General features: G+C 38.9%; 12 protein-coding genes, 3 tRNA genes, 2 rRNA genes, 1 other RNA gene and 1 other annotated feature. Of the genes, 16 read left to right on the top strand and 2 right to left on the bottom strand.

All coding sequences use genetic code 11. The features are described 5' to 3' along the window. A 5S ribosomal RNA gene (gene rrf, locus ACPYKA_RS11165) occupies positions 1-77 on the top strand; the annotation flags it as partial. A 70-nt stretch (positions 78-147) separates the two neighbouring features. On the opposite strand, the gene ACPYKA_RS11170 is transcribed toward rrf, so the two are convergent. Further along, complete coding sequence (locus ACPYKA_RS11170) at positions 148-1,110, bottom strand: YaaC family protein (protein ID WP_479542366.1); 963 nt, start codon at positions 1,108-1,110, stop codon at positions 148-150. Positions 1,111-1,222: 112 nt separating this feature from the next. Between ACPYKA_RS11170 and guaB the strand changes: the two genes are divergently transcribed. The 5 genes from guaB (at position 1,223) to ACPYKA_RS11195 (ending at position 7,078) form a co-directional block, all read left to right on the top strand. Then, the gene (guaB, locus tag ACPYKA_RS11175; RefSeq protein WP_479542367.1) at positions 1,223-2,689 is read left to right on the top strand and encodes an IMP dehydrogenase; all 1,467 of its coding nucleotides are present in this window, start codon (positions 1,223-1,225) and stop codon (positions 2,687-2,689) included. Positions 2,690-2,832: 143 nt separating this feature from the next. Continuing rightward, complete coding sequence (locus tag ACPYKA_RS11180; RefSeq protein ID WP_479542368.1) at positions 2,833-4,182, top strand: serine hydrolase; 1,350 nt, start codon at positions 2,833-2,835, stop codon at positions 4,180-4,182. A 195-nt stretch (positions 4,183-4,377) separates the two neighbouring features. After that, entirely contained in the window at positions 4,378-5,250 is an 873-nt protein-coding gene (gene pdxS, locus ACPYKA_RS11185; RefSeq protein WP_479542369.1) for a pyridoxal 5'-phosphate synthase lyase subunit PdxS, read from the top strand. Positions 5,251-5,355: 105 nt separating this feature from the next. Continuing rightward, positions 5,356-5,574 (top strand) — a binding site (T-box leader). Positions 5,575-5,624: 50 nt separating this feature from the next. Then, positions 5,625-6,905 (top strand): serine--tRNA ligase, encoded by a 1,281-nt coding sequence (gene serS / locus ACPYKA_RS11190; RefSeq protein WP_479542370.1) that lies wholly within the window; start codon positions 5,625-5,627, stop codon positions 6,903-6,905. Positions 6,906-6,985: 80 nt separating this feature from the next. Beyond that, positions 6,986-7,078, top strand: a tRNA-Ser gene (locus ACPYKA_RS11195). Between the two features lie 144 nt (positions 7,079-7,222). Here the strand turns inward: ACPYKA_RS11195 and ACPYKA_RS11200 are convergent. Then, complete coding sequence (locus tag ACPYKA_RS11200; protein ID WP_479542371.1) at positions 7,223-8,515, bottom strand: glycoside hydrolase family 18 protein; 1,293 nt, start codon at positions 8,513-8,515, stop codon at positions 7,223-7,225. A gap of 146 nt (positions 8,516-8,661) precedes the next feature. On the opposite strand from ACPYKA_RS11200, the gene tadA reads away from it, so the two are divergent. The 10 genes from tadA (at position 8,662) to ACPYKA_RS11250 (ending at position 15,061) form a co-directional block, all read left to right on the top strand. Beyond that, positions 8,662-9,120, top strand: coding sequence for a tRNA adenosine(34) deaminase TadA (tadA, locus tag ACPYKA_RS11205; RefSeq protein ID WP_479542377.1), 459 nt, complete (start codon positions 8,662-8,664; stop codon positions 9,118-9,120). A gap of 80 nt (positions 9,121-9,200) precedes the next feature. Then, an RNA gene (gene ffs / locus ACPYKA_RS11210) (signal recognition particle sRNA large type) lies at positions 9,201-9,466 on the top strand. A 233-nt stretch (positions 9,467-9,699) separates the two neighbouring features. After that, on the top strand, positions 9,700-11,391 hold the full coding sequence (dnaX, locus tag ACPYKA_RS11215; RefSeq protein WP_479542372.1) for a DNA polymerase III subunit gamma/tau: 1,692 nt from the start codon (positions 9,700-9,702) through the stop codon (positions 11,389-11,391). Between the two features lie 23 nt (positions 11,392-11,414). Continuing rightward, a complete protein-coding gene (locus ACPYKA_RS11220; RefSeq protein WP_479542373.1) occupies positions 11,415-11,732 on the top strand; it encodes a YbaB/EbfC family nucleoid-associated protein in 318 nt (105 codons plus the stop codon). A 15-nt stretch (positions 11,733-11,747) separates the two neighbouring features. Continuing rightward, a complete protein-coding gene (recR, locus tag ACPYKA_RS11225; protein WP_479542374.1) occupies positions 11,748-12,344 on the top strand; it encodes a recombination mediator RecR in 597 nt (198 codons plus the stop codon). A gap of 20 nt (positions 12,345-12,364) precedes the next feature. Continuing rightward, positions 12,365-12,580 (top strand): YaaL family protein, encoded by a 216-nt coding sequence (locus ACPYKA_RS11230; RefSeq protein WP_479542375.1) that lies wholly within the window; start codon positions 12,365-12,367, stop codon positions 12,578-12,580. A gap of 70 nt (positions 12,581-12,650) precedes the next feature. Then, positions 12,651-12,917 (top strand): pro-sigmaK processing inhibitor BofA family protein, encoded by a 267-nt coding sequence (locus ACPYKA_RS11235; RefSeq protein WP_479542376.1) that lies wholly within the window; start codon positions 12,651-12,653, stop codon positions 12,915-12,917. Between the two features lie 276 nt (positions 12,918-13,193). Continuing rightward, positions 13,194-14,746 (top strand): 16S ribosomal RNA (locus tag ACPYKA_RS11240). 151 nt (positions 14,747-14,897) lie between these two features. Further along, positions 14,898-14,974: transfer RNA gene (locus ACPYKA_RS11245), tRNA-Ile, on the top strand. A gap of 11 nt (positions 14,975-14,985) precedes the next feature. Continuing rightward, positions 14,986-15,061: transfer RNA gene (locus tag ACPYKA_RS11250), tRNA-Ala, on the top strand. Positions 15,062-15,104: the final 43 nt, after the last annotated feature.

Here is a 15,104-nt window from a genome sequence, read left to right on the forward strand (position 1 = left end):
CCGAACACGGAAGTTAAGCTTCTCTGCGCCGATGGTAGTGGAGGATCACCCTCTGCGAGAGTAGGACATTGCCAGGCAAATAAAACCATAGAGGATCTCACTCTGTGGTTTTTTTGTCATTTTGATTCGTTATTTTACTATGGATAGTCATATCACTAAATGAGATTGGAGATAGGAAAGGATAAGTGCAGGACTTTTATTCATTGTAATGTTAAGAAAAGAGTCAATCATTGGGTAATCATTTGTTGGCTTTAATTTTATTAATTCTTTCCACCACTCTGTCTCATATCGAGAAATCATACTTAAATTGTATAGAAGCAAATAGTGAATAATTATTTCCGGTAGTAGCATTACTCTTGTTTTATTACATGGTAGAACATATTTTTTCTCAACAACATTGTAACGAAATGGCTGTTTTAGCTGGGCATGTCCTTCAACTGTAAAGAGCATCTCGTTTTCATTTGCCTTTTTCCAATGTAACTTTATTGGGTGGAGTTGATTTAAAAATTCCTTCATTCGCCTAGGTGTCATATAAAAATGATCTAATGCTTTACTCGGTATCTTATATTGAGTGCCTTCCTTTTCAATCGTAATAAAAGGATTGAAACCATTTAAGTAAAAGTGACATTCAGCAAGTTCTGGTATTTGTTCTAACAATTGACCCATTGAAATTTTTTCTCCATCAAAATGTTGGATAAAATAGATCTTCTCAAATAAATGTGGGAGTAGTCCGTGCTTTTGAATTTTTACTGTATCTTGGGAGAAACGGTAGTTTTGTTTTTTCCGTTTGCGGGAAGTAACGCCATGAGCTAGAACATTTGTTGTTTTGGGATAGCTAGGATCGACTGTTAATACACATGCTTTTAATAAATGTACGAGTCCATAAAATAAGAGCATCGGTTGAATGGAAAAGGGTGCATTCTTTGCCTGGGTATAATATAATTCCCCTTGTTCGAGATAATACATAAAAGGGTAGCATTTTTCATAGCTTTTTTTTGCGCTTTCTTCAATATGATGGTAGTTGTATGTTGACTGTAAATATTTTTGAGTGTGTGAAGTAGACTGAAAGAGGTGCAATAAATTCCAAGTATTTGAAGGAAAAGTATCCATAAAGTATAACCTCCGAATTATTTGAAAAGTACAACATATAAGCAATGCCTTGACAGTATTTTAACCAATTGATAACCTACTAATAATATTTTGGGCTAGGGGGACGAAAAAAATGTGGGAATCTAAGTTTGCAAAAGAAGGTTTAACCTTTGACGACGTATTGTTAATGCCAGCAAAATCAGATGTTTTACCTAAGGATGTTGATGTAAGTGTCGACCTGACGGAAACATTGAAATTAAAAATACCTTTAATGAGTGCAGGAATGGATACCATTACGGAAGCCAAAATGGCGATTTCAATGGCACGTCAAGGTGGAATAGGTATTATTCATAAAAATATGAGTATTGAACAACAAGCCGAGCAAGTAGATAAAGTAAAACGTTCAGAAAGTGGCGTGATTACAAATCCGTTTTACTTAACTCCAAAGCACCAAGTTTATGATGCAGAGCATTTGATGGGGAAATATCGTATTTCAGGTGTTCCTATAGTCAACAATAATGAAGAACTAAAACTAGTTGGTATCATAACGAATCGTGATTTACGATTTATTCGTGATTATTCCATTGTCATTGAGGATGTGATGACAAAAGAAAATTTAGTTACTGCTCCAGTCGGTACGACTTTACAAGAAGCAGAAGAAATTTTACAGCAACATCGCATTGAAAAATTACCACTAGTAGATGATAATGGTGTTTTGAAAGGACTTATTACAATTAAAGATATTGAAAAAGTCATTGAATTTCCTAATTCAGCGAAAGATGATAAAGGTAGACTGCTTGTTGGAGCTGCGGTAGGCGTAACTGGTGATATGATGAAGCGCGTCGAGATGCTTGTCAAATCTGATGTTGACGTGATTGTAGTTGATACGGCACATGGTCACTCTCAAGGCGTCATTGAAACAGTAAGAACTATTCGAGAAGCATATCCTAAATTAAATATTATCGCTGGGAACGTCGCTACTCCAGAAGCGACAAAAGCGCTTATTGAAGCTGGAGCAGACATTGTCAAAGTCGGTATTGGTCCAGGCTCTATTTGTACCACTCGGGTTGTTGCCGGTGTTGGTGTTCCGCAAATTACAGCCATTTATGACTGTGCAACAGAAGCAAGAAAACATGGAAAAGCCATTGTTGCAGATGGCGGTATTAAATATTCTGGTGATATCGTTAAAGCACTAGCTAGTGGAGGACATGCAGTAATGCTTGGAAGTCTTTTAGCAGGAACATCAGAGAGTCCAGGAGAAACGGAAATTTATCAAGGACGTAGATTTAAAACTTATCGGGGAATGGGCTCTGTTGCTGCGATGGAAAAAGGTTCAAAAGATCGTTATTTCCAAGAGGATGCCAAAAAATTTGTACCTGAAGGCATTGAAGGACGAGTTCCATATAAAGGCCCACTTGCTGATACCGTTTATCAACTAATTGGTGGATTACGCTCTGGTATGGGTTATAGTGGAGCAAAAAATTTATATGAACTCCGCGAAAAGTCACAATTAATTCGAATGACTGGTGCAGGCTTAAGAGAAAGTCATCCGCACGACGTTCAAATCACGAAAGAAGCACCAAATTACAGCCTATTATAGAATAAAATGACAGGATTCATACTATTTACCGTATGGATCCTGTCATTAATTTATTTTTAATCTATCCTTCATCTACTCAATGGAAATAAACTATGATAAAATAACTAAGGGCTTGTACATAATGAAGATGGAGGGCATTACGAGTGAAAAAGAAGAAATATATACGAAAATATGTTGCTTGTGTAGCTGCCCTGCTGATGTCCTTTGGATTCCTCCAATTCCCAGAAAAATCCTATGCAGCGGATCATTTGGACATCCATGCTGATGCAGCTATTTTAGTAGAAGAAAGTACCGGAAAGATACTTTATGAAAAAAATGCAGATGAGGTACTAGGTATCGCTTCAATGACTAAAATGATGACTGAATATCTGCTTTTTGAGGCAATTAAAGAGAAAAAAATTAGTTGGGATCAAAAGTATCAAGTTTCTGACTATGTCTATAAAGTTTCACAAGATCTTTCCCTATCAAACGTACCTTTAAGGAAAGATGCTACATATACAATTCGTGAGCTATACGAAGCAATGGCTATTTATTCTGCTAATGCTGCAACAATTGCAATTGCAGAATCAATCGCTGGTTCAGAAACCGAATTTATTAAACTAATGAATAAAAAAGCAAAAGAACTTGGATTAAAAGATTACAAGTTTGTTAACTCTAGTGGCTTAAATAATAAAGATTTAAAAGGAATGCATCCGAAAGGAACAAAAGCAGAGGAAGAAAACATGATGTCCGCACGATCAACAGCTAAACTTGCGGCTCATTTAGTTCAAGACTTCCCTGAAGTGATAAAAACAGCGAGCACTCCTAAAAAGATATTCCGAGAAGGAACAGAAGATGAACTTCCAATGGAGAACTGGAACTTCATGCTTCCTTCATTAGTTTATGGTTATGAAGGAGTAGATGGATTAAAAACAGGAACAACCGACTTTGCTGGATTTTGTTTTACTGGTACTGCCGAACGTGATGGAATGAGAGTTATTACAGTAGTCATGAATGCTGTAGATAAAAATGGAAACGGTACATTTGAAGCACGCTTTAATGAAACAAAAAAATTAATGGATTATGCCTATAATAATTTTTCTGTTCAAGAACTATATCCTGCAAAATATAAAATAAAGAAGAATGAGAGTCTCCCAGTGTCAAAGGGAAAAGATAAAGAGGTTCAGATTCACACGAAATCTCCATTAAAAGTTGTCATTAAAAATAACGAAAAAGATTCCTATAAACCGATTTTCACTGTTGATGAGAAAAAAGTAAATAATGACGGCGCCCTAAATGCAGTAGTTAAAAAAGGAGAAACTGTTGGTACATTAACGGCAAAAAATGGAGATAATGACAAATTGGGATATTTAGAAACAGAACCATCAGTAAATGTTGTCACTGAAAAAGAAGTGGAAAAAGCGAACTGGTTTACTTTGTCTATTCGTGGAATAGGTGGCTTTATCGGTGATCTTTGGGGCAGTGCAACAAAAACAGTAAAAGGCTGGTTTTAGAAAAAATGTTATTATTTTCAAGTGAATAATAATCGATTCAATCATTTTTAATATCGACCATTGTTGTTATTGATCGTATTCATTCGCCCTTATTTGAGTGTTTTCGTTCAGCAGAGCCTTGACAATGCTGTAACTTTAGCGGTTAAATAAGGATTATACTATTTAACATACTAAATGTAAGGAAGGGGATAAAAAATGACAAACTCTGCAGAACAAACAGATAAAATAATTAGAAGTGGCGGCGTCATTATGGATGTGGTCAATGCTGAACAAGCAAAAATAGCTGAAGAATCCGGAGCTATTGCGGTTATGGCATTAGAACGAGTACCATCTGATATACGAGCGGCTGGCGGTGTTGCTAGAATGGCTGACCCTCGCATCGTTGAAGAAGTGGTGAATGCAGTTAATATTCCAGTCATGGCAAAAGTGAGAATTGGTCATATCGTTGAAGCGCGTGTATTAGAGTCAATGGGAGTAGATTACATCGATGAAAGTGAAGTGCTAACACCTGCAGATGAAGAATTCCATTTAAATAAACAGGAGTACAATGTACCATTTGTTTGTGGATGCAGAGATTTAGGAGAAGCTGCTCGACGAATCGGAGAAGGTACTTCTATGCTTCGAACAAAAGGAGAACCTGGAACAGGGAATATCGTTGAGGCGGTTCGACACCTGCGTAAAGTTAATGCACAAGTACGTAAATTAGTACATATGGATGAAGATGAAATCATGACCGAAGCAAAACTATTAGGTGCTCCATATGAAGTTCTTCTAGAAATTAAAAAGCAGGGGCGATTACCTGTTGCAAACTATGCAGCTGGTGGTGTTGCTACACCTGCTGATGCGGCACTAATGATGGAATTAGGCGCAGACGGTGTTTTCGTAGGATCTGGTATTTTTAAATCAGAAAATCCTGCTAAATTTGCAAAAGCAATCGTGCAAGCAACCGAAAACTACAAAAACTATGAACTGATTACTGAACTTTCGAAGAATCTTGGAACTGCAATGAAAGGAATTGAAATTTCGACATTAGCAGCTGAAGAGCGTATGCAAGATCGTGGATTATAAAATGTATAAAAAAGTTGCAATCGGTACATATTTATAGTAAATTATTAAGTAATCTAAATTTAATGAGTAAATAATTAAGTAGTCTAAATTTAATGCATAAATTGAGCAAAAGCGCTGAGAAGAAGTAGTAAAAAGCCGTTATTCTTTAGAGAGTCGATGGTTGGTGCAAATCGATGAATAACACTTTTGAATCCATCTTCGAGCAAAGTGTTGAACATCAGACGATTATTAAGCACTTTCGGTGTAAACCGTTAGCAAATGAAGTGGAAAGCAATCTGACTGCTTTCAATTAGGGTGGCAACACGGATAACTCTCGTCCCTGTCTAAAGGGATGAGAGTTTTTTATTTTTAAATATAAGGAGGAATCGATTGTTATGCTAGATATGAAATTTTTAAGAACGCATTTTGCTGAGATTCAAGAAAAATTAAAATATCGGGGCGAAGATTTAACGGAATTTGAGCATTTTGAAGAATTGGATAAAACGAGACGGGAGCTATTGTTAGAAACGGAACAATTAAAAAATAAACGTAATGAAGTATCGCAACAAATTGCAAAATTAAAGCGCGAAAAAAAAGATGCGGATGATTTAATTTCTCAAATGCGACAAGTCGGAAGTGATATTAAAAAATTAGATGAAAAGCTAAAAGAGGTAGAAGCGTCATTAGAAAAGTTGCTCTTATCAATTCCGAATGTTCCACATGAAACAGTTCCGATCGGTATGACGGAAGATGATAATGTTGAAGTGCGTAAATGGGGCGAAATACCCAGCTTCCCCTTTGAAGCAAAAGCCCATTGGGATATTGCAAATGAGCTTGATATATTAGATTTTGAACGAGCAGCGAAAGTAACAGGTAGTCGTTTTGTTTTTTATAAAGGATTAGGAGCACGCTTAGAACGAGCGCTCATAAACTTTATGTTAGATTTACATGTCGAAGAGCACGGATATAAAGAAATGATTCCACCTTATTTAGTAAATCGCTCAAGCTTAACTGGAACAGGCCAATTGCCTAAGTTTGAAGAGGATTCATTTTTAATTGAAAATGAAGATTACTTTTTAATCCCAACTGCGGAAGTTCCGGTGACAAACTATCATCGTGATGAAATTTTAAATGGAGACGATCTTCCTTTTAAATATGTTGCTTATAGTGCATGTTTCCGATCAGAAGCAGGTGCTGCTGGCAGAGATACACGGGGACTCATTCGCCAACATCAATTTAATAAGGTCGAACTAGTTAAGTTTGTAAAGCCAGAACATTCTTATGATGAACTAGAAAAGTTGACAGCAAATGCGGAGAAGGTTTTACAGTTATTAGAACTACCTTATCGGGTAATGAGTATGTGTACGGCGGATCTTGGCTTTACCGCTGCAAAGAAATATGATTTAGAAGTGTGGATTCCAAGTTATAACACATACCGTGAAATATCATCTTGCAGTAACTTTGAAGCATTTCAAGCGAGAAGGGCAAATATTCGTTTCCGACGGGATCAAAAGGCAAAACCAGAGCATGTTCATACATTGAATGGTTCTGGGCTAGCGATTGGTCGAACAGTAGCGGCTATTTTAGAGAATTATCAGCAAGAAGACGGTACCGTTGTGATACCAGAGGTACTTCGTCCATATATGAGAAATAAAAAAGCCATTGAGCGTAACTAAAAAGAAAAAGGGGAGAAAAGATCTCCCCTTTCTTGTTGACAAACTGTTTAAAATATGATAAATTATTTTTTGTCGAATAAGGAGGAATACCCAAGTCTGGCTGAAGGGGTCGGTCTTGAAAACCGAGAGGCGGGTCAAACCGCGCGGGGGTTCAAATCCCTCTTCCTCCGCCATTTAAAAAAGCGCATAAATATTGGAGATATGGAAATTCGCTCATAAATGTAGCGAATTTTCTTTTTTCTTGATATGCAGGGCAATAGGAACGACTATGTCGATTTTGTATAGTTAAAAATAACATCCCCCATTTGGATCATTATCTACTTTCGTTTTACTACTTCAAAGTTATCTGTAATCAGTAACCAATTTTGTGGGAATGCGAGCCCAATTTTCCAATAACTTATCCCTCTGAGATTTAACTCTTTTAATAGCTGGAATTTTGCCTGAATAGACCTTGCGTCTTCAAACCATACAATATGTTCTTTATTATTTTCATCTATATATTCGATATATGGAGCTTGATTTTTATAATCATATTGAATAGCCGTATGATACTTCAGTGCTAGTTGAATCGCTTGTTGTGGACTTAACGCTTTTGCATATTCTTTTCCTTCTTCATACGGTAATGTCCAATCATAGCCATACAAGTTTTGACCCATTAAAATTTTTTCGGGAGGAATTTCTGTCACCGCATATTCTAGCACTTCCCGAACTGGACCGATTGGTGAGACCGGCATCGGAGGACCGCCACTATAACCCCATTCATAGGTCATAATGATAACATAGTCAACAATTTCGCCGTGGGCTTTATAATCATGTGCTTCATACCATTGTCCTTTTTGCGTTGCACCCGTTTTTGGAGCTAATGCGGTTGATAATAAAAACCCTTCTTTTTGGAACATTTGCTTTGCTTTTCGAAGGAAATGATTATATGCTTCACGATCCTCTGGTCGTAAAAATTCAAAGTCAAAATGAATATCTTCAAATCCCTCTCGCTTTGCAATCTGAATAATGTTTTGAAGAAATTTATCCTGTATCTCCATATCATTTAGTATAATCCTTGCTAATTCTGCGCTAAATGCTCCTTCTTCTATATTTGCAATTACCATGACTAATACATTTTTGTTTGCTTTGGCAATGTCGGGGAGGTTACCAAGTGGTGATCCTTCTAAGGTGCCATCGCGTTTGGCAAGATAACCAAATGGAGATAAATAGGTTAAATAGGGGGCGAGTTGTCTTGTTATATTTTCGAGTGTAGGAGACACTGCTTTACCAATCGGCTCAACATAAGCATTAACTTCTATTTTTCTCTTTTTCTGGTCTTGCGGGATATAAAGACGCATTCCGATTTGAAGCGGTTTGTTGACATTTATCTGATTGATATTAGCGATTGTTTGGTAAGGAATACGAAATTTTTGTCCGATAGACCATAGACTATCTCCGGCTTTTACCGTATAGTAATGACCGACTATAGGGATAACAAGTGATTGTCCCACAACTAATTTTTCAGGAGTAGGTATTTCATTTGCTTCTACTATTTCATTGAAATCTATACCATAAGCATTTGCAATTTGAAAAAGCGATTGTCCAGGTTGAACAACATGAATTTGCAAGCTACATACCTCCTATTATCTTAAGAACATTTTTATTAATATATGTTTCATATGAGAAAGAAATGTTATGTTGTCTATTATCTTGTTACTATAATTGTCAGAAAAAATGGGGTGTTATTTTGGTAACTGATTTAGAAAAAAATTATATGAAAATGGCCATAGCTGAAGCGCAAAAAGCGGCTGAAAAAGAAGAAGTTCCAATAGGTGCAGTTATTGTCTTAGAAGGTGAAGTAATTGCGAGGGCTCATAATTTAAGAGAAACATCGCAAAATGCTGTTACACATGCTGAATTACTAGCGATTCAACGAGCATGTGAAAAATTAGGAACGTGGCGTCTTGAAGGAACAGAAATGTATGTTACACTCGAACCATGTGCGATGTGTAGCGGTGCAATCATCTTATCAAGAATAGAAAAGGTATATTATGGTGCATCCGATCCAAAAGCGGGTTGTGCTGGCACTTTAATGAACTTATTAACTGATAAACGATTTAATCATCAAAGTGAAGTAATCAGCGGTGTGCTTGAAGCCGAGTGTCGAACATTATTGACCAGTTTTTTTAAAAAAATTCGTTTGCGAAAGAAGCTTGAAAAAGATATAATGTGAAAAAGGTTGCTTTTTTCACATTATCCAAGTATAATAATTAATGTGTCTATATGACACAATAAATAATGGTAACAACTTTGCCGTGCTAGATGGGGGAGTAGCGGAGCCCTGTACCCGCAATCCGCTCTAGCGGGATCGAATTCCTTCCCTAGGCTTGTTCATTCATAAGGTCTGCCTTAAGTAAGTGGTGTTGACATTTGGGTCTTGCGCAATGGAAATCCATGAACCATGTCAGGTCCGGAAGGAAGCAGCATTAAGTGGAACCTTCCATGTGCCGCAAGGTAGCCTGGATTGAGCTAACTGCTTAAGTAACGCTTATGAATGGCAGTCGAAGGAAGGTGCGCGGCAGTTCCTTACATAATCCAACTCATCCAAATATATATGGATGAGTTTTTTCATTTTATGAACTTTTTTGAATGAAAAGTTGGTTACGTAGATATAGATGTTAAAAGGGTAGTTTGTATTTTAATTTGCATCTTATGTCTAAGTTTTTACATTCACGTATATTTACATTTTGTAAAAATGAATTTAGATAGGTTATAATAAAGAGGTATGATGAAATAGAGGAGGGTTAGAGTCATGAGTTACCAAGCATTGTATCGTGTTTGGCGACCGCAAACATTTAATGATGTCGTTGGGCAAGAACATGTAACAACTACTTTGCAAAATGCCCTCCTAGAACAGAAGATATCGCATGCTTATCTATTTTCCGGCCCGCGTGGAACAGGAAAAACAAGTGCTGCTAAAGTATTAGCAAAAGCGGTCAACTGTGAAAATTCACCAACATCAGAACCGTGCAATGAGTGTATGACGTGTCAAGGGATAACCGATGGCTCTAACACTGACATGATTGAGATGGATGCAGCTTCCAATCGAGGAATAGATGAGATTAAATATATCCGCGATCAAGTGAAGTTTGCTCCTAGTAGATCAAAATATAAAGTGTATATTATTGATGAAGTGCATATGCTTACGACAGAAGCATTCAATGCACTACTAAAAACATTGGAAGAACCGCCGAAACATGTTATTTTTATCTTAGCAACGACGGAACCACATAAAATACCGTTGACAATTGTTTCAAGATGTCAGCGTTTTGATTTTAAAAGAATTACAACAAATGAAATTGTTAAGAGAATGATGTATGTGGCAAACGAGACTGGTTTACAATACGAGGATGCAGCGTTACATGTTATTGCGAGAGCTGCTGAAGGTGGTTTGCGTGATGCGCTCAGCTTATTAGATCAAGCGATATCTTTTAGTGATGGAAAAATAACGTTGGATGATGCGCTAACTGTTACCGGTTCTGTTGCACAAGCATTATTAAATAAGTTAGCAGAGGCGATTGTGAATAAGGATGTATCAACGGCTCTCCAATTTCTTGAGGAACTCATTTTAGAAGGGAAAGATCCTGCGCGTTTTGCGGAAGATCTCATTTTATATTTCAGGGATATACTTCTGTATCAAACGGCACCAACCTTAGATGAGTCACTAGAGAGAGTCGTGCTAGATGACGATTTTCGCCAGCTGACTAAAAAAATAACCGCTGAACAAATTTACAAATATATAGATATTTTAAATAAAACCCAGCAAGAAATGCGATTTTCAAATCATAGTCAAGTATATGTGGAAGTGGCATTGGTTCAATTATGCCAAGTCGATACACGGAAACAAGCAGTTGATATCCCGCAGATTCAACAACTTATGACGAAGATCGAACAATTAGAAAAACAGGTTGAGGAATTAAGAAACAGCAATGTCATCGGGGAAAGGAACAATAAACAAGCATCGTCAACGAAAAAATCGCCTCGTTCTAGAAAAGGTTTCAAAGTGCAAACGGGCAAAATAAAAGAGATATTAAAACGCGCGACAAGAGAGGATTTAAATCTCATAAAGAATAGTTGGGGCAACATGTTAGAAATGTTAAACCAACGAAAAATGCGCTCTCAAGCAGCGTTATTGAACGATGCAAAACCTGTAGCCGCATCTCCCGAAGGCTTTGTGATAAAATTTAAATATGAAATTCATTGCCAAATGGCGCTGGAAAACGAGCACTTTTTAAATACAGTCACAAATGCACTACAAGAGTTGACTGGTCATTCATATCAAGTGCTTGGAGCTCCTCAAGAACAATGGAAGAATATCCGAGATCAATTTATTCAAAATCAGAAAAAGGATTCATCTTCTGTTGAAGGTGAGAGACAAGAGGATCCACTCGTTGCTGAAGCAAAAAAGCTTGTTGGTCCTGATTTATTAGAAATCAAAGACTAAAAAACACTTGGAGGTTGGAAAAAATGCGTGGAATGGGAAATATGCAAGGTATGATGAAGCAAATGCAAAAAATGCAAAAGAAAATGGCAAAGGCTCAGGAAGATTTAGGTGAAGAGCGGATTGAAGGAAGTGCTGGAGGCGGCATGGTTACAGTTGTCGTATCCGGACATAGAGAAGTTCTTGATGTCATTATTAAAGAAGAAGTTGTAGATCCAGATGATATCGAAATGCTCCAAGATCTAGTGTTAGCTGCTACTAATGATGCTTTAAAGAAAGTCGAAGAGATAACAAACAAAAAGATGGGGCAATTTACAAAGGGGCTAAATCTTCCAGGTCTCTAGGAGGAATCATAAATAATGCACTACCCAGAACCAATATCGAAGCTTATTGATAGCTTCATGAAATTGCCAGGTATTGGGCCGAAAACAGCTGCCCGGCTGGCATTTTTTGTACTAAGTATGAAAGAAGATGACGTACTAGACTTTGCAAAAGCACTTGTTAATGCTAAAAGAGATTTGGGCTTTTGCTCGATCTGTGGCCATATTACGGATCAAGATCCTTGCTATATTTGTGAAGATAAACGTCGCGACCGCAGTTTCCTTTGTGTCGTTCAAGATCCAAAGGATGTCATCGCAATGGAGAAAATGAGAGAGTTTAATGGATTATATCATGTATTACATGGTGCGATCTCACCGATGGATGGTGTCGGGCCAGAAGATATAAATATTCCTGATTTATTAAAAAGATTACAAGATGAAACGATCCAAGAAGTTATATTGGCAACCAACCCCAATATTGAGGGAGAAGCAACAGCTATGTATATTTCCCGTTTATTGAAGCCTTCGGGGATAAAAATTACGAGGATTGCTCATGGTCTCCCAGTAGGTGGGGATTTAGAGTATGCAGATGAAGTAACTTTGTCCAAGGCACTGGAAGGTAGAAGAGAAGTATAGGTTGCGATCGAGGTGTGTCTATGTTTAATAGGAAGGAAAAACTGCGGGAAGAGTATGATATGAAATTAGTGGAATTAATGGAGAAATTGAAAGAAGACTGGGAACAACAACGTCACTTGGTTCAAATAAGCTTTGAATATAGTGATGAACTTCTATATCATGAAAAAATCTCCAAAATAAAGTATTTCTACTTATTTAAGGAAGCAAAGAAGAGAAAAATATCGTTAGATAGATAGTAGGTTCTTTTTAATCCATTCCCTCATATATTATGTATGAAGATGATATTATGGAATGGGAGGTTAAATGTTGGAACCATTCATTGTCATTTCTATATTTGTTGGGCTTATTTTTGTGTTGCTTCTCATTGGTACATCAGTTAAGCCAATTCGTTGGATAGGACAGGCAGTGATGAAACTAACAATCGGTGCTATATTTCTTTTCTTTTTAAATGTTCTCGGAAGTCAAATTGGACTCCATGTTCCAATTAATTTCATTACATCCGCAGTTTCTGGGTTTTTAGGAATTCCAGGTGTACTAGCACTAGCGATTATAAAAAGCTTTATCATTACTTGAACATCCGGTTAGAAAGACGGATGTTTTTTTAAACGTTTCTTTTCGCACATCAATAAAATATAATTTAAAATTCTTTATAAAAAAGGTTGACGATAAAAGCTAGTGATGTTATTATAATATTCGTTGCTCAAAAAAAGGTAAATAAAAAATTTGACACAAAAAATAAAGTATGCTACTATATATAAGTCGCTTAAAAAAAGCGCGAAACAATTTGACCTTTGAAAACTGAACAAAACGAAACGTCAATGAATTTGATAAATGAGCTAGTTTAGACTCTTACATGAGAGTTTGATCCTGGCTCAGGACGAACGCTGGCGGCGTGCCTAATACATGCAAGTCGAGCGAACCGATGGGAGCTTGCTCCCTGACGTGAGCGGCGGACGGGTGAGTAACACGTGGGCAACCTGCCCGTAAGACTGGGATAACTTCGGGAAACCGGAGCTAATACCGGATGATCCCTTTTCCCACCTGGGAAAAGGTTAAAAGGTGGCATTAGCTACTACTTACGGATGGGCCCGCGGCGCATTAGCTAGTTGGTGAGGTAACAGCTCACCAAGGCCACGATGCGTAGCCGACCTGAGAGGGTGATCGGCCACACTGGGACTGAGACACGGCCCAGACTCCTACGGGAGGCAGCAGTAGGGAATCTTCCGCAATGGACGCAAGTCTGACGGAGCAACGCCGCGTGAGTGATGAAGGTCTTCGGATCGTAAAACTCTGTTGTTAGTGAAGAACAAGTACCGTTCAAATAGGTCGGTACCTTGACGGTAACTAACGAGAAAGCCACGGCTAACTACGTGCCAGCAGCCGCGGTAATACGTAGGTGGCAAGCGTTGTCCGGAATTATTGGGCGTAAAGGGCGCGCAGGCGGCCGATTAAGTCTGATGTGAAATCCCACGGCTTAACCGTGGAAGGTCATTGGAAACTGATTGGCTTGAGTGCAGAAGAGGAGAGTGGAATTCCACGTGTAGCGGTGAAATGCGTAGATATGTGGAGGAACACCAGTGGCGAAGGCGGCTCTCTGGTCTGCAACTGACGCTGAGGCGCGAAAGCGTGGATAGCAAACAGGATTAGATACCCTGGTAGTCCACGCTGTAAACGATGAGTGCTAAGTGTCAGGGGGTTTCCGCCCCTTGGTGCTGGAGTTAACGCATTAAGCACTCCGCCTGGGGATTACGGCCGCAAGGCTGAAACTCAAAGGAATTGACGGGGGCCCGCACAAGCGGTGGAGCATGTGGTTTAATTCGAAGCTACGCGAAGAACCTTACCAGGTCTTGACATCCTCTGCTACTTTTAGAGATAAAAGGTTCCCCTTCGGGGGACAGAGTGACAGGTGGTGCATGGTTGTCGTCAGCTCGTGTCGTGAGATGTTGGGTTAAGTCCCGCAACGAGCGCAACCCTTAGTTTTAGTTGCCAGCACGTAAAGGTGGGCACTCTAGAGCGACTGCCGGTGACAAACCGGAGGAAGGTTGGGATGACGTCAAATCATCATGCCCCTTATGACCTGGGCTACACACGTGCTACAATGGATGGTACAACGGGGAGCGAAGCCGTGAGGCGGAGCAAATCTCAGAAAACCATTCTCAGTTCGGATTGCAGGCTGCAACTCGCCTGCATGAAGTCGGAATCGCTAGTAATCGCGGATCAGCATGCCGCGGTGAATTCGTTCCCGGGCCTTGTACACACCGCCCGTCACACCACGAGAGTTTGTAACACCCGAAGTCGGTGAGGCAACCATTTGGAGCCAGCCGCCGAAGGTGGGACAAATGATTGGGGTGAAGTCGTAACAAGGTAGCCGTATCGGAAGGTGCGGCTGGATCACCTCCTTTCTAAGGATGTTTTAATAGAGGCGTTTCTGTTTTGTTCAGTTTTGAAAGGTTCAATTATCTTTCATTTATATTTCAATAAAAAGTGGGTTATTCTAGCAGCGATAAAGTCGTAGGAAGTGACTTTCATATCGATGCTTATTATTTTTCATGTGGGCCTGTAGCTCAGTTGGTGAGAGCGCACGCCTGATAAGCGTGAGGTCGGTGGTTCGAGTCCACTCAGGCCCACCATCCTACATGAAGGGGCCTTAGCTCAGCTGGGAGAGCGCCTGCCTTGCACGCAGGAGGTCAGCGGTTCAATCCCGCTAGGCTCCACCATAAACATGATGAAAAGCTTCTTGTAGTGAGAAGTCAAAATGAG

Source organism: Pseudogracilibacillus amylolyticus (SeqCode), from assembly GCF_051918545.1.
Lineage (GTDB): Bacteria > Bacillota > Bacilli > Bacillales > Amphibacillaceae > Pseudogracilibacillus.

What these genes read in the sequence shown, in the direction of transcription:
- ACPYKA_RS11170 (WP_479542366.1), bottom strand. Translation starts at nt 1,110, where the DNA reads ATGGATACTTTTCCTTCAAATACTTGGAATTTATTGCACCTCTTTCAG.
- guaB (WP_479542367.1), top strand. Translation starts at nt 1,223, where the DNA reads ATGTGGGAATCTAAGTTTGCAAAAGAAGGTTTAACCTTTGACGACGTA.
- pdxS (WP_479542369.1), top strand. Translation starts at nt 4,378, where the DNA reads ATGACAAACTCTGCAGAACAAACAGATAAAATAATTAGAAGTGGCGGC.
- serS (WP_479542370.1), top strand. Translation starts at nt 5,625, where the DNA reads ATGCTAGATATGAAATTTTTAAGAACGCATTTTGCTGAGATTCAAGAA.
- tadA (WP_479542377.1), top strand. Translation starts at nt 8,662, where the DNA reads ATGAAAATGGCCATAGCTGAAGCGCAAAAAGCGGCTGAAAAAGAAGAA.
- dnaX (WP_479542372.1), top strand. Translation starts at nt 9,700, where the DNA reads ATGAGTTACCAAGCATTGTATCGTGTTTGGCGACCGCAAACATTTAAT.
- ACPYKA_RS11220 (WP_479542373.1), top strand. Translation starts at nt 11,415, where the DNA reads ATGCGTGGAATGGGAAATATGCAAGGTATGATGAAGCAAATGCAAAAA.
- recR (WP_479542374.1), top strand. Translation starts at nt 11,748, where the DNA reads ATGCACTACCCAGAACCAATATCGAAGCTTATTGATAGCTTCATGAAA.
- ACPYKA_RS11230 (WP_479542375.1), top strand. Translation starts at nt 12,365, where the DNA reads ATGTTTAATAGGAAGGAAAAACTGCGGGAAGAGTATGATATGAAATTA.